This window comes from Aeromonas sp. 84A (assembly GCF_051919345.1).
GTDB classification, from domain to species: Bacteria; Pseudomonadota; Gammaproteobacteria; order Enterobacterales; family Aeromonadaceae; genus Aeromonas; species Aeromonas veronii.
The window spans coordinates 1,784,799-1,808,770 of the sequence record NZ_JBQBEW010000001.1; the positions used below are offsets into that span (position 1 = coordinate 1,784,799).

13 protein-coding genes, 1 tRNA gene and 2 pseudogenes are annotated in these 23,972 nt (G+C 58.4%); 7 read left to right on the top strand and 9 right to left on the bottom strand.

What is annotated here, in order from left to right:
• Nucleotides 1-116: 116 nt before the first annotated feature.
• Nucleotides 117-458, top strand: coding sequence for a DUF805 domain-containing protein (locus ACTG20_RS08380; protein WP_194496062.1), 342 nt, complete (start codon nt 117-119; stop codon nt 456-458).
• Nucleotides 459-624: 166 nt separating this feature from the next.
• Here the strand turns inward: ACTG20_RS08380 and ACTG20_RS08385 are convergent, their stop codons facing one another.
• Nucleotides 625-1,662 (bottom strand): Mal regulon transcriptional regulator MalI, encoded by a 1,038-nt coding sequence (locus tag ACTG20_RS08385; RefSeq protein WP_194496035.1) that lies wholly within the window; start codon nt 1,660-1,662, stop codon nt 625-627.
• Nucleotides 1,663-1,942: 280 nt separating this feature from the next.
• Between ACTG20_RS08385 and malX the strand changes: the two genes are divergently transcribed.
• Nucleotides 1,943-3,514, top strand: a complete 1,572-nt coding sequence (malX, locus tag ACTG20_RS08390) for a maltose/glucose-specific PTS transporter subunit IIBC (protein WP_115522584.1) — start codon at nt 1,943-1,945, stop codon at nt 3,512-3,514.
• Between the two features lie 87 nt (nt 3,515-3,601).
• Nucleotides 3,602-4,792: a MalY/PatB family protein gene (locus ACTG20_RS08395; protein WP_194496036.1), complete on the top strand. Its 1,191-nt coding sequence runs from the start codon at nt 3,602-3,604 to the stop codon at nt 4,790-4,792.
• Between the two features lie 53 nt (nt 4,793-4,845).
• Here ACTG20_RS08395 and ACTG20_RS08400 read toward each other — a convergent pair whose 3' ends face one another.
• From ACTG20_RS08400 to ACTG20_RS08425, 6 genes are all read right to left on the bottom strand, one after another.
• Nucleotides 4,846-5,454: a hypothetical protein gene (locus ACTG20_RS08400; RefSeq protein ID WP_194496037.1), complete on the bottom strand. Its 609-nt coding sequence runs from the start codon at nt 5,452-5,454 to the stop codon at nt 4,846-4,848.
• 313 nt (nt 5,455-5,767) lie between these two features.
• On the bottom strand, nt 5,768-6,289 hold the full coding sequence (ruvC, locus tag ACTG20_RS08405) for a crossover junction endodeoxyribonuclease RuvC (protein ID WP_005334512.1): 522 nt from the start codon (nt 6,287-6,289) through the stop codon (nt 5,768-5,770).
• 115 nt (nt 6,290-6,404) lie between these two features.
• Nucleotides 6,405-7,454 carry an efflux RND transporter periplasmic adaptor subunit gene (locus tag ACTG20_RS08410; protein ID WP_194496038.1) on the bottom strand — a complete coding sequence of 350 codons (1,050 nt, stop codon included), beginning with the start codon at nt 7,452-7,454 and terminating at the stop codon, nt 6,405-6,407.
• Nucleotides 7,455-7,469: 15 nt separating this feature from the next.
• Nucleotides 7,470-10,532, bottom strand: coding sequence for an efflux RND transporter permease subunit (locus ACTG20_RS08415; RefSeq protein ID WP_194496039.1), 3,063 nt, complete (start codon nt 10,530-10,532; stop codon nt 7,470-7,472).
• A 167-nt stretch (nt 10,533-10,699) separates the two neighbouring features.
• The gene (locus ACTG20_RS08420) at nt 10,700-13,039 is read right to left on the bottom strand and encodes an acyl-CoA dehydrogenase (RefSeq protein ID WP_194496040.1); all 2,340 of its coding nucleotides are present in this window, start codon (nt 13,037-13,039) and stop codon (nt 10,700-10,702) included.
• 48 nt (nt 13,040-13,087) lie between these two features.
• Nucleotides 13,088-13,741 carry a TetR/AcrR family transcriptional regulator gene (locus ACTG20_RS08425; RefSeq protein WP_041208826.1) on the bottom strand — a complete coding sequence of 218 codons (654 nt, stop codon included), beginning with the start codon at nt 13,739-13,741 and terminating at the stop codon, nt 13,088-13,090.
• 468 nt (nt 13,742-14,209) lie between these two features.
• Between ACTG20_RS08425 and ACTG20_RS08430 the strand changes: the two genes are divergently transcribed.
• The 4 genes and pseudogenes from ACTG20_RS08430 to ACTG20_RS08445 all read left to right on the top strand — a co-directional run bounded on the left by ACTG20_RS08430 (nt 14,210) and on the right by ACTG20_RS08445 (nt 18,624).
• On the top strand, nt 14,210-14,950 hold the full coding sequence (locus ACTG20_RS08430; protein WP_194496041.1) for a phosphatase: 741 nt from the start codon (nt 14,210-14,212) through the stop codon (nt 14,948-14,950).
• 89 nt (nt 14,951-15,039) lie between these two features.
• Nucleotides 15,040-15,115: transfer RNA gene (locus tag ACTG20_RS08435), tRNA-Thr, on the top strand.
• Between the two features lie 152 nt (nt 15,116-15,267).
• Nucleotides 15,268-15,420 (top strand): annotated as a pseudogene (locus ACTG20_RS08440) (IS1595 family transposase); the annotation flags it as partial.
• Between the two features lie 126 nt (nt 15,421-15,546).
• Nucleotides 15,547-18,624 carry a UvrD-helicase domain-containing protein gene (locus ACTG20_RS08445; protein WP_323925224.1) on the top strand — a complete coding sequence of 1,026 codons (3,078 nt, stop codon included), beginning with the start codon at nt 15,547-15,549 and terminating at the stop codon, nt 18,622-18,624.
• Here ACTG20_RS08445 and ACTG20_RS08450 read toward each other — a convergent pair.
• Both ACTG20_RS08450 and ACTG20_RS08455 read right to left on the bottom strand, forming a co-directional pair.
• A pseudogene (locus ACTG20_RS08450) lies at nt 18,605-18,745 on the bottom strand (IS3 family transposase); the annotation flags it as partial. The gene ACTG20_RS08445 and the pseudogene ACTG20_RS08450 sit on opposite strands and share 20 nt — an antisense overlap.
• A gap of 291 nt (nt 18,746-19,036) precedes the next feature.
• Nucleotides 19,037-23,539 (bottom strand): sacsin N-terminal ATP-binding-like domain-containing protein, encoded by a 4,503-nt coding sequence (locus ACTG20_RS08455; protein ID WP_440008079.1) that lies wholly within the window; start codon nt 23,537-23,539, stop codon nt 19,037-19,039.
• Nucleotides 23,540-23,972: the final 433 nt, after the last annotated feature.

The window sequence follows — 23,972 nt, forward strand, 5'->3', positions numbered from 1 at the left end:
TGTGTTGGTACGGCTAACGCCATTGGTTATTGTTGAACTGCTCCGGCCAATTACGACATATCGCATGAAATTGGCACAACAATATTTTTGTTCAGATACTCATATAGAGGTGTGTGATGGATTGTTACTTTAAAGCGTTCAAAAACTACTTTAATTTCCACGGACGTGCATCACGTCAAGAATACTTTATGTTCTTGTTGTTCCATACCGTGATATGCGTTATTTTAGCCTTGTTATTTAACTCCCCGGAACATCTAAATTACGAACTTGCAGTTTATTCGGTGCTGACAATTATTCCTTGTTTGTCTCTGGCTGTGCGTCGTATACATGATACCAATCGCACTGGTTGGTATGTATTGATCGGTGCAATACCTGTCATCGGTTTCGTGTTGTTATTACTGATTAAACTGCAAAAAGGTTCTAATGAAGCCAACCGCTATGGTGAGGCGTTGCTGTAAATAGATGGCATTACTTCTCATAGCAATGACAAAACACCGCCAATTGGCGGTGTTTTGTCATATATGGGGATGCCATGAGTGGTGGGGTGGGCATCGGCAGATAAGGCCGCTTTACTCATCCAGCTTGTAGTTCATGCCCCCTTTACTACTCTGCAAGCCTCCTCGCTCAGGCTGATTCTCGCTTCTGCAGATTGGGGGTGATGATATAGCGGTTGGGGGCGAGCTCGGGTTGCTGCATCCGGGTCAGCAGGCGCCTTGCCGCCTGACGGCCGATTTCGCGGGCTGGTGAGCTGACGAAGGTGAGAGCGGGGGAGGTAAGTTCGGCCTCCGCCACGTCGTCAAAGCCGAGCAGGGCCACCTGCTGGCCGATGTAGTTGTCCTTGCCCACGGAGCGGCCGCTCGCCTCGACGCCATAGATGGCGCCGAGCGCCACCTCGGGGTAGTGGCAGAGCACGGCGGTCACCTTGGGGTGCTGGTGCAGCAGCTGGGCGATGGTATCGGCGGCGCTGCGCTGGGTGCGCTCGCACTCCAGTACCCACTCCGGTTTGAAGGGCAGGCCATATTGCAGCAGGCTGGCACAGTAGCCGCCGATCCGCTCGGCGCGGGTGAGGGAGTCGGCCCGCCCGCCGACATAGGCGATATGGCGGTGGCCCTGCTCGATCAGGTAGGTGGTGGCCTGCTTGGCGGCGTGGGTGTTGTCGGGGCCGATAAAGTCCACGTCATCGCGATAGTAGGAGCGGGCGGCGCACACCACCGGCAGTTCGGAGTCGATCAGGGTCTCCAGGGTTTTGGCCGCCGCGCCGCGCACCGGATTGAAGATGATGCCCGCCACCCCCTGCCGTGACAGGGAGTGGATGCTCTGCTGCAGCCGCTCCGGGCTGTGGCCGCACTGGGTCAGAAACAGCAGATAGCCCTGCTGCTCAAGCACCTCGCTCACTCCGGCGGTCACCTCGGTATAGAAGGGGTCGGTGATGTCGCGCAGGATCAGTCCCACCAGATTGGACTGCTGGCTGCGCAGGTTGGCGGCGGCGCTGTTGGGCACATAGTCGAGCTCTTTTATCGCCTGTTGCACCCGCTCGGCGGTGGCCGGCGAGATGCGCCCCTTGCCGTTGAGCACCATGGAGACGGTGGTGACCGACACTCCCGCCCGCTGGGCGACATCGGTGATCTTGGTGGCTTTGGCAGAGAGGGATTTGGGCGACATAGGGCGAATGGACGACGGACAGTTGAAAGCGAGGCTCAAGCATACCTGCTCATATGCCCAAGTGAAACGTTACATCACCATCTGGCCGATCCGGCTCACAAATTTGGATCCTGCTGCCAGCCAGCCCCCTTATTCTGTGATCCTGTCGGCACTTGTAAATTGATAAAACGTTTTATCATCCAGCAAAACCTGATGCTGACCCGCGCCTTTTGCTTCGAGATTGCCTCGAGCGGGGGAGGGCAGCCGCAGACATTGCTGTCTATTCACAAGGAGCCGTTTCATGGCCAAGCCTCAAGCCAAATCCACCATCTGGGAGTTCCTGCAGAGCCTCGGCAAGACCTTTATGTTGCCGGTCGCCCTGCTGGCCTTCTCGGGCATCCTGCTCGGTGTCGGCAGCTCGCTCACCAGCGATGCGGTCAAGCAGAGCATGCCCTTCCTCGACAATACCGTGCTGCAACTGCTGTTCCTCTGGATGACCAAGGTGGGGCTGGTGGCCTTTATCTACCTGCCGGTGATGTTCGCAGTTGCCATTCCGCTCGGGCTGGCGCGGGAAGAGAAGGGGGTCGCAGCCTTTGCCGGTTTCGTCGGCTATGCAGCGCTCAACCTCTCCATCAACTTCTACCTGACCGTAGCCAACGTCATCGGTGACGCGGCGGCGGAGAAGGCCTACGGGGTGAAATCTATCCTCGGCATCAGCTCCATCGACACCGGGATTCTGGGGGCCATCATCGTCGGGGTGATCGTCGCCAAACTGCACGCCCGTTTCTACACCTACAAGATGCCCGATGCGCTCGCCTTCTTTGGCGGTGCCCGCTTCGTGCCTATCATCACTGCACTGGTGCTGGGTGTAGTCGGTCTGGTCGTGCCGTTCGTCTGGCCCTGGTTTGCCGCCGGCATCAACGGCATCGGGGCGCTCATCTCCCACGCCGGTCCCTTCGGCCCCTTCCTGTTCGGTACCGGTGAGCGTCTGCTGCTGCCGCTCGGTCTGCACCACATTCTGGTGGCGCTTATCCGCTTTACCGAAGCGGGCGGCACCCAGCTGGTATGCGGTCACGAGGTGAGCGGCGCCCTCAATATCTTCTACGCCGAACTCTCCTGTGCTGACACTTCCGGCTTCTCGGTCTCTGCCACCTCCTTCCTCTCTCAGGGCAAGATGCCTGCCTTCCTCGGCGGCCTGCCGGGTGCGGCGCTCGCCATGTATCACTGCGCCCGTCCGGAAAATCGCGGCAAGATCAAGGCGCTGCTGGTTTCCGGCGTGGTGGCCTGCGTCATCGGTGGCATCACAGAGCCGCTGGAGTTCCTGTTCCTGTTCGTGGCGCCGGTACTCTACGTCATTCACGCCATCCTGACGGGTCTGGGCTTTATGACCATGGGGCTGCTCGGCGTCACCATCGGCAACACCGACGGCAACCTCATCGATTTTCTGGTGTTCGGCGTGCTGCAGGGCACCGCCACCAAGTGGTATCTGGTGCCGGTCGCGGCCGCCATCTGGTTTGCCATCTACTACAGCGTGTTCCGCTTCGCCATCGTGCGCTTCAACCTGAAAACCCCCGGTCGTGAAATCGAGACCAGCGAGGCTGCTCAGCCCGCAGGCAAGAAGGCCGGCAACAGCGGTTACAACGGTGAAATCATCCTTAACGCCCTGGGCGGCGCCGATAACATCCTGGCGCTCGATAACTGCATCACCCGCCTGCGGATGTCGGTGCAGGACATGAGCCGGGTCGATGACAAGGTATTGAAAGCGAACGGCGCCATCGGGGTGATCAAGCTCGACGAGCACAACCTGCAGGTGGTGATCGGCCCGCAGGTGCATCTGGTGAAAAACCAGCTGCAGAGCCTGATGGGGGCCTGAACCGGCCAATAAGATCCGAACGGGGGGCGCAAGCCCCCCTTGTTTGCCTCTCCCAATATGTCTCCTGTTTATGGAGGGAGAAACTTCATGCACGATATTTATGACTTCGACCGCGTAGTCGACCGCCACGGCACCTACTGCACCCAGTGGGACTATGTGGCCGACCGTTTTGGCCATGCCGACCTGCTCCCCTTTACCATCTCCGATATGGATTTCGCGACCGCCCCCTGCATTCGCCAGACGCTGGCAACCCGCCTTGAGCACGGGGTATTTGGCTACAGCCGCTGGAATCACGGCGATTTCAAAGGGGCGGTGAGCGACTGGTTTGCCAGCCGCTACGGGGCGACCCTCGACCCCGAGACGCTGGTCTACGGCCCCTCGGTCATCTATGTGATTGCCCAGCTGGTGAGCCTCTGGTCGGCGCCGGGTGAAGGGGTGCTGGTGCACACCCCCGCCTACGACGCCTTCGGCAATATGCTGGCCGCCAACGACCGGGTGCTGCTGCCCTGTCCGCTTAAAAAAGAGGAGGGGAGTTACCAGATCGACTGGGAATGCTTTGAGCAACAAGCGGCTCGTCCCGATTGCCGGATTTTGCTGCTCTGCAGCCCCCACAACCCCACTGGCCGGGTCTGGACGCGGGATGAACTCGGCCGGATGGCCGCCATCTGCCAGCACCACGGGGTCAAGGTCATCTCGGACGACATCCATATGGATGTGAGCTTTGCCCGCTACCTGCCGTGGAGCGAGGTAGCGCCGGACGATCACTGGGCGCTGGTGAGCTCGGGCTCCAAATCCTTCAATATTCCTGCCCTTGGCGGCGCCTACGCCTTTATTGCCAACGCAGCGGCGCGGACCGCCTATCTGCAGCGGCTCAAGGCGGCCCACGGTCTCTCATCGCCCCCCATTCTCGGGGTGCTGGCCCATATCAGCGCCTATCGGGACGGCGCAGCCTGGCTCGATGCCCTTAAAAGCTATCTGCACGGCAACCTCGCCCATGTGGCGACGCGGCTTAACGCCGCCTTCCCCACCATCGACTATCGGGTGCCCGAGGGAACCTATCTCGCCTGGATTGATCTGCGCGGCCTTGGCATCGATTCCAGCGAACGGATGGATGCGCTGCAAGCCTTGCTGGTGGAGAAATACCGGGTCGCCATCATGCGCGGCGACACCTACGGCCCGGAAGGCACAGGTTATATCCGCCTCAACGTCGGCTGCCCGCGTTCAAAGGTCGATCAAGGACTCGACGCTCTGATCGGTGCACTGGGGGAGCTGGTTTAACACAGTGCCCCTTGCCAATGCTGGCAAGGGGCACTGAACCATAAGATACCTGTTTACATACAGCGAACGGCTTTCTGCCGTGCGATGATATAGTCTCCCAGCGAGGCGTAACCATCCACCCCCTGCGGGGCTGCGCCTGAGTTATGGCGCAGATTATCTTGGTAGGCTGTCAGCGCCTGAGCCAGGGATGAACAGGTACTTTTTTGATCCTGCAGTTCCTGATAGACAGAGGCTTTTAGTAGCTGCACATTGCTCAGCTTGTCGTAAGCGGTTGTTGTATTTAGCTGAGTGGCGGCCTGCTCCAGATATGCTGCTGCCTTGATTGTCCTGTTTTGCAGGTTGACTGTCTGATCTATAAATCCTTGTTCTTTATAGTGTTCTGCCCAAGTAGAACCAACGGAAGAAGATAGGAGTAGCAGGGCATATTCTCTATCTGCCATGGCATGGCAAACCGCGTCTTCCTTGCAAATGTTTCTGGCTTCGACGATAAGTTTTTCTGCAGCGGTTGCCCGCCCATGTTCAATCAGCACATCTGCTTGGGCCAGATTTTGCCAAGGGTCGTTGCTTATTACGACGCCAGCAGCAGAACAACCACATAGCAGAAGGGCGATAGCGGAAAGTCCGATTTTTTCCATATCTAATTCTTCCTTGGCGTGATTCATATCAGTTTGTAACTCGAGGTTGTATTGTTTGCGGCCACGACTAATTGAAAGCAAGTATCTATTGCCAAGAGTGTGATTTATAAGCCTCTTTGGCGTTGTGTCTGATGGCAATACGGTACGGGTTTACGATGATAATCGAGTTGCTCGTCACGTCGGCGCACGTGTCGCTCGATTGCAACTTTTGATGGAGCTGGCGTGTATGACCTTGCTCTCCGGATTGCTCTCTATTCCGCGCCCAAAACAAAACCGCCCCGGATAGCCGGGGCGGTTTTGTTTTGGTGATACCGGGATGAGTCGTGGACGACATAAGGGCTCAGCGATAGCGGCCACGTACCGAGCTGCTGGCGCGACCGGCCATCTTGATCAGGCTCTGGCGGGTGTGCAGGTGGCAGAGCGCGACGCCGAGGGCATCTGCTGCATCCGCCTGCGGGGTGGCGGAGAGTTTCAGCAGATGGGTCACCATATGCTGCACCTGCTCCTTGGCGGCGCCGCCGGTACCGACCACCGCCTGCTTGATCTGGGTGGCGGAGTACTCGCTCACCGGCAGATAGGCGTTGACCGCGGCGACGATGGCGCTGCCCCGGGCCTGCCCCAGTTTCAGGGCCGAGTCGGCGTTGCGGGCCATAAAGACCCGCTCGATGGCAAATTCGGTGGGCTTGAACTGGGTAATGATCTCGCATACCCCGTCATAGACCTGCTTGAGGCGCTCCGGCAGCTCGCCGCAATCGGTGCGGATGCAGCCAGAGCCCAAGTATTCGGCCTTGCCGCCCACGACCCGGATAACCCCGTATCCGGTGATCCGCGAACCCGGATCGATGCCCAAAATAATGCTCATGGGTGTTGATTGCTCTAAACGCGAGTGATGGCCGCCAAGATAGCAAACTGTGGACCGTTTGGCTGTATGTCCCGGGTCAAGCGGGCAAAGATTGGCCAGCTTGCGTCGGGTGTGGTTAGCCCTTGAACAGCGCTATGGTGTCGCCATCCTGCAGGCTGCCCGCGCCACGCACCACCACCCGATCCCCCTGCTTGAGGGCGCCGCTCACCGCCACCTGCTGGCTGTCGCCAAACAGCACGGTGACCGGCACCCGATTAACCTTGAGCGCCTTGCCGCTTCGCGCCACCTGATAGACCACGCTGCCATCGGTGCCGAGCACCAGGGCGTCCCGGGGCAGCAGCATGCTCTGCTGATCCCCCAGTGGCAGGGCAACCCGTACCGGCGAGCCGATGATGAAGGTGCCCGCTTCCGGTTTGAGGCGCAGCTCGATGAGGCGCGACTTGGGGTCGGCGCTGGCGGCCCGCTGGTAATAGACGCCATGACCGCTCAGCTGCTCCCCTTCCACCCGCAGCCGGGTTTGTGGCGCCAGCTGCTGGGCCCATAGGATGGGGGCCTGCAGGCGGATATCCGGTTGATCCGGGTTGACCAGCTCCAGCGCCTGCTCGCCTGCGTCCACATGCTCGCCGGGCTGGATGAAGTGGTTGTTCACCACCCCGTCGAACGGGGCATAGATGTGGCTGCGGCGCAGCTGTTCTTCAATCTGGTTCACCTGTATGGCGGCCAGCCGCTCGGCCAGCGCGGCCTGCTCCACATCGTAACTGGCCTTGTCGTACTGGCTTTGGGAGGCGCTCTTTTGCTGGTGTAGCCGGGTGATCCTCTGGGATTCGGCGCGAGCGAAGCGCAGGTTGCTCTGCCATTTCGCCTGCTCGGCGCGAGCCTGCTCCAGCGAGAGGCGCAGCGCCGTACTGTCGAGGCGCAGCAGCTCATCTCCTTTTTTGACCTGGCTGCCAAATTCGGCGATCCACTCCACCCGGCCGCTCACTTCGGCGCTTAGCGCAGCTTGCTGGCGACTCGCCACCGTGCCGCTGACCCAGATATTGGCGGCCGCATCCCCTTGGGTCACATCCGCCAGGGTCACCATCTTGCCCTGATCGGCCAATACCGGTAGCGCGCTGCCTGCAATCAGCACAGCGCCAGCCAACATTCGGGTAATCATATGTGTCATCGATGAGCTCCTTGCTCAGGCCCGCTGGCGCAGGGGTTGTGGGATCGCCACCTGCTCCCCGAGACGCAGGAAAGCAGGCAACAGGATCAGGGTAAACAGGGTGCTGCAGCTCATGCCGCCGACAATGACGGTGGCGAGCCCGCGGTAAATTTCGCTCCCTTCGCTCGGGCTCAGCATCAACGGCAGCATGCCGAAGATGCTGGTGAGACTGGTCATGGCGATGGGACGCATCCGGCTTTGCAGGGCATCGGCCACCGCCAGCTGACGGCTCATGCCGTCCCGCTCGGCGGTGCGGGTCTGATGCACCAGCAGGATGGCGTTGTTGACCACCAGTCCCAGCAGGATGACAAAGCCGATGATGGTGAGCAGGTCCATCGGCAGCGGCACCAGCAGCCCGCTCAGTTGCAGCGCCAGCACGCCGCCAACTGAGGCAAGGGGCAGGGTGAGCAGCACCAGCAGGGCATCCTTGATGGAGGCAAACACCCCCCACAGCAGCACCAGCAGGATCACCACGGCAAACAGGAAGATGGTCCCCAGATTGTCGAGCGCCTGTTGCAGGCTGTCGGCGTTGCCGGCAATGCGCAGCTCGCCACCAGCGGGCAGCAGGGGGCGGATGGCGGCAAAACTGCGGTTTTTCAGGGTGTCGAGCACCTGCTCCATGGTCATGCCTGCCGGGGGCGCTATCTGCAGGCTGATACTGCGCCGCCCATCGGCCCGGAAGATGCTGGCCGGGCCCATGTCATGCTCCACCCGCAGCAGCTCGCCAAGGGGAACGATGCGCCCGGAGGGGGTGGCCAGCGGCACTGCCTTCAGTTCGCCCGGATTGGCGGAGCTCTGCCCCATCAGCATGATGTCGAGCCGATCTTCGCCGTCGAAATACTCGCCAACCCGCAAGCCGTCGCCAAAGGTCTGGATGATGGTGGGCAGGGGCGTGCGATCCCAACCCACTTCGGCGAGACGCCGATCTTGCGGCACCAGTTTGAGCTCGGGGGCGGTGAAGTCGAGACTCGGCTCGGGCCGGATCTGTGCTCCCGGCAGGTCCTTGCTGAGGATCCCCATGCTGGCTCGGGCCGCCTGATAGAGCTCGGGCAGGTTGCCTCCCTGCAGCAGCAGGGAGACGCCGTTCTCGCTGTCAAAGCCGCCAAACAGCGACCCCTGACCGCCGAACACCCGGGTGTCGGGAATACCCACCAGCAGCTGTTTCATCAACAGGCTCTCCAGCTCCTTGATGCGGGTCTCGTCCTTGGGTCGCACGCCAATCTGGGCGCCCCCCGGGTAGCGCAAGATGTAGTAGTTCTTGAGGGCAGGCTCTTTCTCCCCCTTCATGTAGGGGGCGAGGCGGGCTATCAGGGTATCGATCACCTCTTCGCGCTGGGCCTTGAGGTTGACCCCGGGGGTGAAGTTCATCCAGACATCCACCGCGTCCCGTTTCACGTCCGGCAGATAGTCCATCTTGGGCAGCAGCGCCCAGGTGGCCAGGGCCGGCAGGCTCATCATCAGGGTGATGACCGTCCAGCGCTGGCGTGAGGTCGAGGTCCAGCGGATCACATGACGAGTGGTGCGCTGCCACAGCGACTCATAGGGATCGGTCAGTGTTTCATGTCCCATCCAGCGCGCCGCCACCGCAGGCAGCACGATGACGGCGACCAGCATGGAGACCGTTACGGCGCAGGCGATAGTGAGCGCCAGATCGGCAAACAGCTGACCTTCTACATCGTTGAGCAGCAGCACCGGCAGGAAGATGGCGACAGTGGTGAGGGTGGAGGCCACCAGCGCCGTCCACACCTGACGGGTGCCTTCAAGCGCCGCCTCCGCCTTGCTCAAATCCCCCCGCTCGTGGCGCCGGTAGATACTCTCCAGCACCACGATGGCGGCGTCGAGCACCATGCCTACGGCAAAGGCGATGCCCGCCAGCGAGATGATGTTGAGGGTGCGATCCATCACCTTGAGCAGGCAGAAGGTGAGCATGATGCTGATGGGAATGGCGAGGGCAATCATCAGGGTCGCCTTGAGCTGGCGCAGGAAGAGCCAGAGGATGGCGCAGGAGAGCAGCACCCCGAGCCCCAGGTTGGCAGTGACCATGCTGACGGCGCGATTGATGTAGAGGGAGGCATCGAATGACTGCTCCATGTGCAGCCCGACCGGCTCCAGCACCTCGCGGTTGAGCTCGTTCACCCGGGCCTTGATCGCCTCAAGGGAAGCCAGGGCATTGGCGCCGCTCTCCTTGAAGATCTGGGCGGCGATGGCGGTATTGCCGTTCTGGATCCGCAGCACCGGGTTCTCTTCCCTGGCCACCCTTACTTCCGCCACATCCCGCAGATAGATGGGCAGGCCATCGCGCCAGTCCACCACCTTGTCCCCCAGCGTCTCGACATCGTAGCGACCGGCAAAGCGCAGCTTGTACTCCCAGCGACCGATGTCGAGGGTACCGGCCGACACGTCCCAGCCGGTGGTGGCGCGGCTGGCCAGCACCGGGATCTCTACCCCCAGCTCGGCGGCTCGGTAGGGGTCGAAGCGGATCTGGATCTGGCGCTCGTTGATCCCCTCGATCGCGACCGTCGAGACCCCTTCGATGCGCTCCAGCTCGGGTTTGACCCGCGCCTCGATCAACGCCTGATGGTCATCGATCACCCCTTTGGCGCCGGGCAGCTGCTGGATGAAGAAGAAGGTGAGGGTGTCGTTGCTGCTGTAGTTGTTGACGTAGGGGCCGCCAATCTTGTCCGGCAGTCCCGAGACCCGGTTCAGCCGCGAAATCACATCGAGCTGGGCCCGCTGCATGTCGGTGCCGAGGGCAAACTCCATGTCGATTTCGGTAAAGCCGGGATAGCTGTTGCTGACAAGGCTCTTGAGCCCTTGCACCCCCTGCATTTCCTGCTCGATGGGGTCGGTGATCTCCGACTCCATCTCTTGCGGCGAGGCGGAACGCCAGCTCACCGAGATGTTGAGGTGTGGACGGTCGATGTCGGGGAACAGCTGGATCGGCAGTCCCCGGATGCTGAGCAGGCCCAGCAGGAAAATCAGCACGATCGAGACCGCCACCCAGATGGGGCGTTCGATCGCTGTTTTGGCGAGGTTCATTCACTCTTCCTGAGTTGTTGTTATCGGCCATTCCGCTGGCCTTGCTTCCAAAGCCCCTGCAACAGGGACTCAAGCATTTAACTGGAATTCTCCCGGCTTGTAAATGCATGGTTAACAAACAAAAAAACCGGCCACGAGGGCCGGTTTGGTACTGGTTTGCCAGGGGATCAGGCGGCGTGCTCGACCTTGTTTGGCTGTTTGTTTGCTTGCTGGGAGAAGCCTTCCAGCTCGCCCGGGGCGAAGTTGTCTACCTGGATCGCTTCGTAGCGCAGGGCATCGGCGGCCAGCAGTTTGTCCGCTTCGTCCTTGCTCAGGATGGAACCGGCCAGTGCGGCGGCAACCAGCTCCGGCAGCGCCAGTTTGCGGGGCAGTTTGCCCTCTTTCTGGGCCTGCACCAGCTTCTTCTCGTAGGGCTGCACAGCGACCATGGCCTGGAAGGCGCGCTCCATCAGGCCGACCGGATCTGCCTCGTCTTTGCCCACATAGCAGAGGGCGGTCAGACGGTCGCGGAACTCGCCCGGCTTCATCATGGCCAGGCAGATGGCGTGGCAGCGATCGTCTGCCGGCATCTTGTAACCGACACCGAACGGGAATACCACCCGCTTGAGTACGGCACCCACCACCTTGTTCGGGAAGTTCTGGAAGAAGCCCTCGAACGCCTTGCCAATCAGGTAGAGGTTGCGCTCCACCGCGTACTGCACGAACGGCAGGTCGGAGACCATACGGCCCTGATCCTCGTAATGCTTGAGGGTGGCGGAGGCCAGATAGAGGTGGCTTAGCACGTCACCCAGACGGGCGGAGATCATCTCCTTGCGCTTGAGATCGCCACCCAGCATCAGCATGGAGACGTCGGCGCACAGGGCCAGCCCTTTACTCATGCGGGAGAGCTGCTTGTAGTAGCGAGCGGTTTCGCCTGCTACCGGTGCGCTGTTGAACTGACCCAGAGTCAGCCCCTGGAACAGGGAACCGAAGAAGTTGCCGGCGCCGAAGGCGATGTGTTTCATCAGCAGGGCGTCAAACTTCTCGAGACCGCGTTCCACGTCGGTATCGGCCGCCGCTTCCAGCTCGGCAAACACGTACGGGTGGCAGCGGGTAGCCCCTTGCCCGAAGATCATCAGGTTGCGGGTCAGGATGTTGGCCCCTTCCACCGTGATGGCGACCGGAATACCCATGTAGGCGTAGCCGGTGTAGTTTTTCGGGCCCAGCTGGATGGCACGACCGGCGTGGATGTCCATGGAGTCATCCATGATCTGACGCGCCATTTCGGTCATGTGGTACTTGGAAATCGCGGTGACGATGGCCGGTGCCTGACCCAAATCCAGCGAACCGGCGGTCATGCGACGGGCCCCTTCCAGCTGATAGGTGAGGCCGCCGATGCGAGCCAGCGCCTCTTGCACACCTTCAAACTTGCCGATGGACATGCCGAACTGCTTGCGCACATAGGAGTAGGCGCCCACGGTGCGGCTCGCCATGTGACCGCAAGCGGTGCCCAGCGCAGGCAGCGAGATACCGCGGCCGGCGGAGAGGCATTCGACCAGCATGCGCCAGCCGCGGCCAGCGTAATCCGGGCCGCCGATGATCCAGTCGAGCGGGATGAATACATCCTTGCCGAAGGTCGGGCCGTTCATGAACGCCAGACCCATAGGGTAGTGGCGATCGCCGACGCGCACGCCGGGGTGGCTGGTCGGGATGAGCGCGCAGGTGATGCCGAGCTCTTCCTTGTCACCCAGCAGTTTTTCCGGGTCATAGAGTTTGAACGCCAGCCCCAGCACGGTGGCGCGCGGCGCCAGGGTGATGTAACGCTTGTTCCAGTTGAGGCGAATACCCAGCACCTCTTCACCCTTGTGCATCCCTTTGCAGACGATCCCCTTGTCAGGAATGGCGCCTGCATCGGAGCCCGCTTCCGGCCCGGTCAGGGCGAAGCAGGGCACCTCTTTGCCACTGGCCAGCCCCGGCAGCCAGAAATCTTTCTGGGCCTGGGTGCCATAGTGCATCAGCAGCTCGCCCGGGCCGAGGGAGTTCGGTACCATGACGGTGACCGCCACGCTCAGACTCTTGGTGGCAATGCGGGTGACGATGGTGGAGTTGGCAATCGCCGAGAACTCGCGGCCGCCATAGGATTTCGGGATGATCAGGGAGAAGAAGCCTTCCTTCTTCAGATAGTCCCACACCGGCTCCGGCAGGTCTTTGGTTTCGTTAACGATCTTGAAGTCATCAACCATGGCGAGCAGGGTTTCGACCTGATTGTCGATAAAGGCCTGCTCCTCTGCGGTCAGCTCGGCCTTGCCGTAGCCGTGCAGTTTTTTCCAGTCGGGGTTGCCGCGAAACAACTCGCCATCCCACCAGACGGAGCCGGCTTCCATGGCCTCCCGCTCGGTAGCTGACAAGGGCGGCAATATCTTTTTGAAGATGCCGAACACCGGACGGGTTACCACCTTTTTACGGATGGAGGGTACGCCGAGCACAACGGCTATCGCCAGCACCAGCAGGACAAGCAATGTGATCATACCGAAGTTCCTTCTATTTCACTGTTTCCGTTGATTTATTGTTGGTTGTTACACGGCCAGGGAGAGCCTGGTCGACTCCACGGGCGCCCCGACTCCGGACGCCAGATAAGGAATAACGTTGCGCACCAGCCCTTCCACATCGAGCTGCTGGCCAAAGTCGGCCAGGGCGATGTCGCGCAGGGCATCGGCGGAGGCCATGGTGAATACGACGGTGCCCAGAGTGAAGTGCAGGCGCCAGAAGAGATCTGCCGGCGAGAGGGCCGGGTTGGCCTTGGAGATCGCCTGGGTGATCCGCTGCAAAATGGGGCCATAGTGGGCAGTGATAAAGCGGCGCAGGTGGCCCTGGCTGTCGATATAGCCGCGCCCCAGCAACTGCATGAAGATGGCCGGGCCGTTGGCCCGCACGGCCGAGAGCTTCATCAGCGGTTCGACAAAGCTTTCAAAGAGTTGCAGCAGGGTGAGCTGATCCTGCTCCATCAGTACCCGCAGGCGGGCATCAAGATCGGGCATAAACAGGCTCAGATAGCGGTCGAGCACCGCCTGGATCAGCTCCTTCTTGGAGCCGAAGTGATAGTTCACCGACGCCAGATTAACGTCGGCCTCGCTGGTGATCAGACGCAAAGAGGTATCGGCGAATCCCCGCTCGGCAAACAGCACTTCAGCGGCGTCGAGAATACGGTTTTTGGTATCGATTTTACTCACTGGACACCTCACTTAAACGAATGTTTAAAAAGTACGTTTCATAACGTAAAGTGTCAAGAGGATGTGAATGAGTGTTAGCGGAATGTTTTTCGATGAAAAAAGCAAAGTGGGCGGAACTTAGTCAAAAAGCAGGACTCTATATCTATGCCACTGCAATTAAACATTAAGTCTCGCCCAACCTGCACCATGCTAGTTGGGCCTTTTTTTGCGCGTCTGTTACCGGTTTGCGGTTTGCAGGCAAAAAAAACCGCCGCAGGGCGCGACGGTGGGGAAAGTGAGTTCGCGTCATCCTGACGGCAAACTGTCGATGCGAGTTCAGGCATGTATCGACGGGGGCAGTATGCCAGCCAGAGCCCCTCAGACTATGTCAGCTTCGCGGTATTTTGTGACAAAGTGTGGCAAGCACTGGCGTGGCCCAAGCTACCGCTCTTTGCTATGCTGCCCTTTCAAAATATGAGGGGAGAGAAGATGAAGTACCCGGTCGATACCCACACTCACACCATTGCCAGCACCCATGCCTACAGCACCATCCACGACTATCTGCCGATAGCCAGGGCCAAGGGGATCAAGCTGTTTGCCACCACGGATCACGGCCCCGAGATGGCCGATGCCCCTCATGTCTGGCACTTTGCCAACTTGCCGATATTGCCAAGAGTGGTGGATGGGGTAGGGATCCTGCGGGGTATCGAGGCCAACATCAAAAACCTGGAGGGGGAGATCGATTTTCCCGAGCGCTATGAGTCGCGCCTCGACATGATCATGGCGGGCTTTCATGAACAGGTATTCCCTCCTTGCGATCAGGCCACTCACACCCAGGCGATGATCAACACCATCAAGAGCGGCCGGGTCGATATGATCAGCCACCCGGGCAACCCCTCATTTCCCATCGACATTCAGGCGGTGGTCAAGGCGGCGGCCGACTATCGGGTGGCGCTGGAGATCAACAACTCCTCCTTCATTCACTCGCGCCCGGGCAGCGAAGGCAACTGCCGTGCCATAGTCGAAGCCGCGCGAGATCTGGGGGCCTATCTCACTTTCGGCTCCGATTCCCATGTCGCTTTCAGCCTCGGCGATTTTGACCATTGCCACCGTCTGGTGACCGAAGCGGGCTTTCCGCTGGAGCGGATCCTGGTGCGCTCCCCCCGCGCCCTGCTCGAATTTCTCGAGAGCCGCGGCCGTGCCCATATCCCCGAGTTTGTCGATCTGTAAATCGGGCTCTAACACCATGAGCCAACTCATAAAATCGAGCTGGCTCAATTGACTTGCCGGTCATTTTTTATGAATGTGGAGAGCAACAAGCCGGTATAGCTCAGTTGGTAGAGCAGCGCATTCGTAATGCGAAGGTCGCAGGTTCGACTCCTGTTTCCGGCACCAGATGCAGCAAGGCTCGCAGCGATGCGAGCCTTGTTCGTTTTTTGAACGGGCTAACATCAGGCTAACGTCAGCCCCTCCGTGGAATCAGCATCGGCTCCCCTTTCAGTCGTTCGCCGGCCTGCTGTACCATGTAGGTGCGGGCCAACTCAGGTAGCCAACACTTACCGCGCTATCTTGCGGAGTACTGCTATCGCTTCAACAACCGCTTTGAGTTGGACAACTTGTTGGCAAAATTGAGGCTGGATGCGAGCCGAACGCCACTCATGCCATATCGCTTGCTCAAAATGACTGAGTTTCATGGGTAATCACGTTAGAAATTGTACTGAAACCTTAAAAACGGAATTGAATCAACTGGTCAGAAGTGCCAAGTTGAAGTACCACGCCTATTTACAGGCACTGTAAACACCGTATCAGATCGACCCTACAAGAAAATGTCAGAGATTCAGCCACCTGTTCAGCTAACTGCCCATCCGCTCTCTCACCTGTGGGGCCTTCTCTCCCGTCGAGCAAGCGGTATCAGGCTTGAGTCGGGACAACTGCTATTTGAGTTTCATCGCTCACAGATTGCCATTCCGATAGGCGAGATCACCGCATTACGTCTAGAGCGGGGGATACTTTTCTCTCGACTGGAAGTGCACACAGTCTCTAAAAACTTTCGGATTGGCGGCCTGTCTAGCCGCTCGCTGGGGACATTCGTTACCCGTATACAGCGCATGGCGCTGACGGTGCTGCAACATAGTGGCGAATGGCGCAGGCTGATGCGTTCGGTCGAACGCTATCAAAGCGGTGTTCACTATTTTTCTACCCATGAGTGGCAGGCGCTGGCTGCCCTGTTGCCATTGCAGCAACGACTGGGCGACCTTGCAATTGATGAGGCGTTCATCGCAGGGGAACAGGACAATTCCATCGCACAGCTGGCGCTAAAACTTACTACCAAGGATGTGTCGGAGCTGGCCCGTGACAATTTCAACCGACAGGTTATCCCCCGGCTCTTGGTCACAAATGCTGCATTCTTCGACCAGATTGAAAAACAACCCCTAAGCCAGCCGCAACGAGAGGCTTGTGTTACCAACGAGGATCATACCCTAGTAGTAGCTGGGGCCGGTACCGGCAAGACCTCGACCATCATCGGCAAGGCCGGCTATCTGCTGCATTCTGGTCTGGCCCAACCGGACAATATCTTGATGCTGGCCTTTGGCAACAAGGCGGCAGGCGAGATGGAGGAGCGGATAGCAACCCGATTGCCGGCTGCGGCTTCCAAACTCAAGGCCACCACCTTTCATGCCTTTGGTAATCGTATCGTTGCCGAAACTCAGGGGACAAAAATGGCCCTGACCCGCTTTGCCGAACAGGACCATGAACTGCATCAGTTTATCGAGTCGGTGCTGGAGCAGCAGATAGCTAGGAGTGCTGACTACCGCGCCGAGTTGATAAAGTATTTTGTCTGCTATAGCACCCCTGGCCGCTGTGAATATGATTTCGAAACGATTGAGGAATATCACGAGTTTTTAGAGAGTTGCCGCTTGATTACCCTCAAGGGCGAATTCGTCAAGAGTGTGGGCGAGTTGAGAGTAGCCAACTATCTGCATCTGTATTCAGTTCCCTACGCGTATGAGGCAGCCTACATCCACAAGACAGCCACTGTAGATCGTCGTCAATACAAACCGGATTTTTACCTGCCAGATAGCCAGCTCTATATCGAATATCTGGGTCTGGACCGACAACAGCGTACCGCACCCTTTGTGAATCAGGATGCCTATCTGGAGGGGGTAGCCTGGAAACGGGAACTGCACCGGCAACAGGGCACTCATCTGGCGGAACTCTATAGCTATCAGTTGTGGGAAGGCATTTTAGAGGAGGCACTACTTGAGATCCTGAATAACGCGAAGATACCTCACCAACTGCGAAATATAGATCTCCTGCTTGATGAATTGAAGGCTTCCTCCATGTCACCCTGGCAGGGGTTTATCGATCTGATGTTGCGATTTCTGAGTCTATTCAAGGAAGGCCAATTTACCTTCGAGAGCTTGAATGAACCGGCAAGAGGTGTTGATCTGGGCCGAACCAGAGCCTTTTTGTCGCTGTTCAAGCCCGTGTTTGAGGCTTACGAAAAACAGATGCTTGAGCAAGGTGAGTTGGATTTCAGCGATATGATAGCCAATGCGACTCAAGCGTTGCAGGAGGGGCGTTTCCAACATCGTTACGATTATGTGCTAGTCGATGAGTTTCAGGATCTCTCTGGCGGCAGAGGTAAATTACTACGGGCACTACTTGCCAGTCGCACCAATATGCGGCTGTTCGCTGTGGGTGATGACTGGCAATCCATCTATCGCTTTAACGGCTCGGATCTGCGCTTTTTCACCCAATTTAACCAGCAGTTCAAACCGTCCAGAATGTTACCGCTGGACAAGAGTTATCGCTTTAACAATCGTATCCATGAACTGAGCGCCGCTTTTGTGATGTGCAATCCGGCACAACTGAAAAAGCAGATCATCACCCATACCCAAGTAGAACATCCGGCGGTGCAACTGCTGGATATTCAGGAAATGATGGAATATACCCCACAGTCTGCATCGAAGAGAGAGCGGAAGGCTGGTTCTTACGCACTACTGGTGAGGCGGGCACTTAAACGTTGCAGCGATCGGCAGATGCGTCTGAATAAGGGCGGGCAGGCTCCCGTCATGTTGATTGGGCGCTATCGTAAGGAAAATATGTCGATCATGAGTGCTATAGATCTTCAGTTTTTAGCCCAGGAATTTCCGCTGCTGGATATTCATTATCAGACTGCGCATGCCAGCAAGGGTTTAGAGGCTGACTATGTGATCATATTGGGACTCGACGAGGGAGGCTTTCCTTCTGCCCGGGAAAATGACGAGCTGATCGATTTATTGTTGCCCGAGCGGGAATCGTATCTTTTTGCCGAAGAGCGCCGTCTGTTCTATGTGGCGATGACACGCGCCCGTCATTATGTATTCATGATTTTTGATGGCCAAAATGCGTCTGGTTTTGCTGTGGAAATTGCCAAAATGGGCAAGCAGTATGTTACCAAAAAAGATGATCTGACGCTGGGTCTGTGGGGTTGTCCAAGTTGTGAGTCAGGCTGGCTGAAGACCAAGACCAATAACTACAACAAAAAATTCTATGTTTGTTCACACGAACCGGCCTGCGACCATATCACCAATGCGTGCAAGCAATGTGGGGCCCCGTTGCTGAACTTCGCAGGTGTATTGCGAGTTTGTGCCAACAATGCGTGCCGAGAAATCGAGATTGGTTGTCGTCGCTGCGGTATTGGCACCATGCGTCAGCGTAAAAACAAGGACGGTGGATCCTTCTATGGTTGCAGCAGGTTCAGGCGTGAAGCAGCGGATTGCTGTTATGAAAATATCACCAGCGAGGAGTATGAGCTCCGAATGTCACAGGCAACAGTGATGGCGACCTCCTCGTCTGGTAGCAAAATTGCCCCTGGAGTTGAGAACGCTGTGTATTTCAGCCCACTATTTCGCAAGTAAACACATCCTTGAGGTCGGCCAGATAGAGCCAGCGCTCCTCGGCGGCGATATAGGTAATATCACACATCCCGACTTAGTTGGGCTTAGTCGGCCAAAAAACCTGGCCAAGGATATTCTCCGCTGTCAATCAGCATCGAAAAATGACCAGTGATCAGCGTCCAAAATTGACCAGGGTTAGCTGGTTGATTTCAACCTCTGCTTGAAGCAACGGGGGCCATTAAGCACTTTTTCCAGCTCAACTACCGGAGGTTGCACACACTCCGGGGTGGTCATTTGAGCGCGCCGAACAACAGTCCAAGGGCAGGGAAGACAGCGCGTGACTGTCATACGTGACTGACGAACCGGATCAAGGGGGGATTCAAAAGCTCCCCTTCTTTACTTTGCGTGGAGTCAATGCGATCCCGGTAAACGCTTACCTTTCATCTTCGTGTCCTGCCTTGTCGAACTCGAATTCCAGCGCCTCTGCACGACACACGCCAGTCAGCATAAGGTCGCTGCGCACCCTGACATCAAGCTGCGCTAACGGATCGAAGATGAAGCGGACGCGTAGCTTGCCCGCACCGTCCTCTAGACCAGAGACAATAGCCAGGAAGAAATCCGGGTCGTTCCTCGCAGCCTCAACCTCGCTTGCAGTGAGGATGATGTCATTGGGTACCGCCGAATTCGAACTCATTTTGATCTCATAACACTGGCGCAATTCGTCGATCGCATCGACGCCCACCCCCCTTGCGTTGCGAAGGTCGTTGAGCTGCTGGGCATCTAGCCGCAAAGCACACCGCACTGCGTCTAGTGCCATCCTCTCACGGTCGCTGGCAGGCGGAAGCACCGTACGCTGCAGCGAGGGTCCGTTCGATCCGTTCCTCGGGGCATTAGGATCATACTGCCTCGTCCCAGAGTCCTTCCGGCGCCTGGCAAAGATAAGTTCGCCGGACGGCTTTGCCCCCTCGTTGATGACCTTTCCAACCGACGGCATCAACTCGTCGAGGTCGCGCAGTTTACGCACTTGGACCGGTCGTGAGGAAGTATCAGTCTTCATCCCAGACTTCTCAGCTTGGGCCCTGCCCTTTTTCCGGCTGGACGCCTGCTTTGCAAGCTCTTCGAGCCGCTCCTTACCATCGCCGCGCTCGGCCCGAGTCTTTGGCAGCACGGCGCCTTCTGCCTGCTCACCGGCTGCGGCACGAGGCCAGACAGCAGCCCACGCCCACGCGACCTTCTGGCGATCACCGTCAAACAGCGATGCGAGGGCGGCGCCAGCGCCCTCCGCAGTTCCCACTTCTGACAAGCTTCTGACGATCAGGCTGAGCGGTTCTCGACCGACATGTGCTCTCGTCCGCAGATGGACAGGTCCAGAGGTGAGTTCGGCGACTATCGATAAGTTGGGGTCGACCACCACTGGTGCAGCAATAAGATGCTCCCAATCGACAATGAGCCCGTCGAGCAGCGCTTGGTCAGCCCTGACGAGTTCCTGCCTAAGAAGAGCGATACCCCTGGCAAAGACCAGCCTAATGGAATCCCCCTCAGCCATTCCGTATGCGGGAATTGATGCAGGGCGGAAGTCCGATGGGCTTAGTCGGACCACACCTAGCGGCTCGAGCAGTGTCGAGATAGTGGAAAAGGAGGTAAGCCCGGGCCTCCAAACCCTCATGTTGACAGGCGCGCCGGACAGCAGCGCCTCTCCCTCCAGTGCGTAGACTGGGCGCTCCGTCGTCCATTCCGAGCCAGTCCAAAGCGGCAGTTTGCGTAACTTCGTACGCATCTGAGGCGACATATCGGCTAAGCCATTCGACACGAGAGTGAAGGCACGGATTGCGATCCCCAAGTCTTCTGGTGAAGGCTGCCCTTTGGCGATCTCCTTGAGGACAGCGATTGCATCGCTGGCAACCGGCAATTCGACGCCGAGAATGTTCCATAACGGCTCTAAGCCGTCCACGTGCGGCGCGAACGCCCTGCGGCTGCCAAAGATTGTCGGTCCGCGCAGCAGGGTCTCGGGCGATTGCCATTCGCCACCTACCAGCAGCAGACCCTTACCCTCCGAGTCTGCTCGGAACGCGTTCTTCAGCTGTGCGGTCGTCATTCTTCCTTCCGGGAAACCGTCGCTTTTGTTACGCAGTGAAGCGGCGAGGAGTTGATAGACGGCCAACGAGTCAGCAACGACCGACACCGTCACAGGCTCTTTGCGCAGGGCACGAAGCCGCTCGATCAGATCTCTTTGAGTTGGTCCGGCCTTCACCCCTAGTGCGGCAAGAATCCCTGTCCGCAGGATCTGCGGATCTAGCTTGGCAACGGTTGAAGCTCGCTCGCTCGGTCTAGGCGGACTTCCTGGTATTTGTACCTGTAGATCCGATGGCCGCTGCAGGCCATTGCCAGCGTCGGGCATCCATTTGATGTCCGCGAGCCGTGCAAGCCATGTCGCGCGCACCTCGCCGACGCGAGACCAGTATCCGTTGTACGCGGAAGCGGTGAATGCCGTCGCAGAGTCCGAATAGTGTTTATCCCATGCACGACTGAGCGTCGAAAGTAAGGCTGTCCCCCTCTTTTTACGAGTCTTGACCGGAGAACGGGAGATGTTTACAGCGACCGCCTCAGCATCCGGCGACCAATGGTCGTCAAGGAGATGCGTGGAATACCCTCCTGCTCGAATACTGCGCAGCTGGTCCACGGTGCGCATGGGTGTATCAACAGGGCTCACCGGCCTCGAGTCGCGAGAATAGCGGACGTATTCGTCGTTCGGCCTAGTCAACCGGGGCTCACGCGCGACTCCCCAAGCGGACAGAAGGCGCTGTGCGCCAATCGCCGAGCGCCCCGCCGGCTGCTTAAGAACCTTGGCGTACTCCCCATCCACCCATTTTAGGCCGTGTGTGTGGTAAGCGGCCGTGGCGAAGCTGTCCTTTTCGCGATCGATGCTGGCGGGCAGATACATCACCACTGGGCGGGCCCAGCCAGCGACCCGCCTGCCGTCGGTGCCGTACCAAATCGCTTTCAATTCGATCCGCTGGCCAACTTTATGACCCAGATCGGCGTGCCGTTCGCGTGGAAGCTCAGCCCAAGCGTCACGGAGCGCGAGCAGGTCTGCATCCTCTAGTCTGATGGTCGTAGGTGTTTCGCCGAGAGAGGACGCGCCGCGTTCAAAGATCGTGAAAACGTCGGTCGCGGCGTCCCGGTCGTCGAACAACGCGCCTTGGCTTTTAAGTTTCGACAAGAAGGCGACGGTTCCTGCATCGTCATCGAAGTAGGCCGGGTGAAGCTGGCGGGCTAGTCCGAGACGCGTGGCCAGTGCCGCTGGTGACGCCGTCTTTACTAACACCCATATATCTGTCGACGCCGGCCGAGTGGTGGTCGTGCCATCAGCCAAGAAAAGACCTCGCTGCGATATGAAGGTACCGAAATGCCCATGTCGCTCCGCGATCGCAGCGAACAGCACGTACCAATCGACGCCCCGGTCGGGGTCGCCGTCGACGACGTCAAGCGCATCATGAACCTCGACGATCTTGGAGCTATCCAATTCTCCCAGCACCAGACGCCAACGTCCCGATATATCCCGACTTCCGCGCGGAAGAGCAACCTTACCCTCAGTCAATCGCTCAACGTCCTGCTCGTTAAGTAGGGCCTCGAGCGCTTCGGCTTCGTAGGCGATGTCGTCGACCGACGTTTCACCATAACCGGTCCGCAGGGTCAAGTGGTCTCGGAGGATGGCATGACTGGCATCGACGATGAACTTGCGAACTTGGTCGGCAGTCCATCCCTCACTCTGATCCGCTTCGGACATCAGGGGGACGTGGTTCCAAGCCATGGCGGCGTCGGTTTGAAACGCGTCGAGCGCAGCCCAAGCTATAAGCTGACCAAGATCAGCGAACCTGTTCCTGTTCCAATCATTGGGTAGCAAGGTCGATCTAGCTGCATCAGGGTCGAACTGTGCATTAAATCCTATCGGCAGTCCGGTGAATATTGGTAGCGGCATGCGGTCGTACAGTCGCAGGGGCCTGGGTAAATCATTCACGGGCACGCAGACCCCAATAGGAGTGGAAGTGTCCGTAGCCTTATTCGACCGCTTTTCGCCATTTCGTATAACGCGCCGCGTCGTATAACGCCGGTAGGACTGCGCCACGCCAGCAGGAAAAACGACGTCCACGTCCGCGATTTCAACTACGGCGGCTTCCTTATCGAATTCGATCCGTCCGTTTTGCCGTGGAGTCACTTCAATGGCGAAGATTAGATCTTGGGAAGGATCTTCGAGATGATGGAATTGGAGGGTGCGGATGCTACGTAGGAAGATTAACGAGTCGGTATCCAACTCGCGAACGGCGTCGACGACCTTTTCGCTTGTGACCGATTCTACCAGCGGAATCACAAGCATCGTATCCCGGCGACTTGCCCGGTAGACACCATCTACGTCGGGGTATGGTTCGACCGATATTGGCCCCTTCTCGCCCATCACAAAGTGAAATGGCGGAGCGTGAAGCGTGATCGGGCCACCAAGAGCTCCGAGGGTGCGCTGGCCGATGCCGAAGCGCCCGGAAGCATCGGCGTCGGCATCCTTGGTCGATAGCCATGGGAGGAGCATCGCGCCAACATTCGCAAACGTGACAGGTGCGCCGTCATGGACAATTAGCAACTCGGGATGTGGTTTGCTCCCATATGCGATATGCAGAGTTGAGGCACCGAGATCATCCGCGTTTTGCAGACACTCTATGAGCCCCTGGAAAGGTCGCGGGCTAAGTGTGCTAGCCCCCCTGTCGGCGCCCCTCATACTGGCCCGGAATATCGTCGGCTGGGCGGAGATGAGCTCGCCTAAGCGATCAGTTGCAGCGCGAGCCCACTCGCGAGTCGGTGATGCGGGTATCCAGTCACGATTGTCCCAGTCATGCACAAGCCGATCTGCAGCATCCCGACCCGCTGCAGTCTCGTCGTCGATCATCGTAGTCGCTGCCAGTAGCTCCTTCACTTCGCGTCCCCTTCAATGTACCGCAAGAATTTCGCTCAAGGTCGCGAATGGATAGCTGCGACAGAACTCATCCTACCACTGGATATTTGAATTGCTAGGCAGTTCAATTGTTTGATGACATCGGCATCACTTGGTGTTCATGGCTTAGGGGGGCGCTCGATTGTTGAGCTGGAGGCCGAAGTCGCTCAACCGTCCTCAAAATTCAGTTAATACTGATTCCAACATGTGGAACTATTCGAGTTACCATGATGCATCTATCTGTGATCAAACAGGGTCTAGGGGAATTACAGTGGCATTCTGGTAGGGAGACCATAAGCAAACGTACAGCACAGAAATCGAGGGTGGCTACATCTGGTCGCCTAAATCGAACCGCAACGGCTCGAAGAACCAGACCTATATCAACCTC

Excerpts from the sequence above, each read along its gene's own strand:
- ACTG20_RS08380 (WP_194496062.1), top strand. The coding sequence starts at position 117 with ATGGATTGTTACTTTAAAGCGTTCAAAAACTACTTTAATTTCCACGGA.
- ACTG20_RS08385 (WP_194496035.1), bottom strand. The coding sequence starts at position 1,662 with ATGTCGCCCAAATCCCTCTCTGCCAAAGCCACCAAGATCACCGATGTC.
- malX (WP_115522584.1), top strand. The coding sequence starts at position 1,943 with ATGGCCAAGCCTCAAGCCAAATCCACCATCTGGGAGTTCCTGCAGAGC.
- ACTG20_RS08395 (WP_194496036.1), top strand. The coding sequence starts at position 3,602 with ATGCACGATATTTATGACTTCGACCGCGTAGTCGACCGCCACGGCACC.
- ACTG20_RS08400 (WP_194496037.1), bottom strand. The coding sequence starts at position 5,454 with ATGAATCACGCCAAGGAAGAATTAGATATGGAAAAAATCGGACTTTCC.
- ruvC (WP_005334512.1), bottom strand. The coding sequence starts at position 6,289 with ATGAGCATTATTTTGGGCATCGATCCGGGTTCGCGGATCACCGGATAC.
- ACTG20_RS08410 (WP_194496038.1), bottom strand. The coding sequence starts at position 7,454 with ATGACACATATGATTACCCGAATGTTGGCTGGCGCTGTGCTGATTGCA.
- ACTG20_RS08415 (WP_194496039.1), bottom strand. The coding sequence starts at position 10,532 with ATGAACCTCGCCAAAACAGCGATCGAACGCCCCATCTGGGTGGCGGTC.
- ACTG20_RS08420 (WP_194496040.1), bottom strand. The coding sequence starts at position 13,039 with ATGATCACATTGCTTGTCCTGCTGGTGCTGGCGATAGCCGTTGTGCTC.
- ACTG20_RS08430 (WP_194496041.1), top strand. The coding sequence starts at position 14,210 with ATGAAGTACCCGGTCGATACCCACACTCACACCATTGCCAGCACCCAT.
- ACTG20_RS08445 (WP_323925224.1), top strand. The coding sequence starts at position 15,547 with ATGTCAGAGATTCAGCCACCTGTTCAGCTAACTGCCCATCCGCTCTCT.
- ACTG20_RS08455 (WP_440008079.1), bottom strand. The coding sequence starts at position 23,539 with ATGATCGACGACGAGACTGCAGCGGGTCGGGATGCTGCAGATCGGCTT.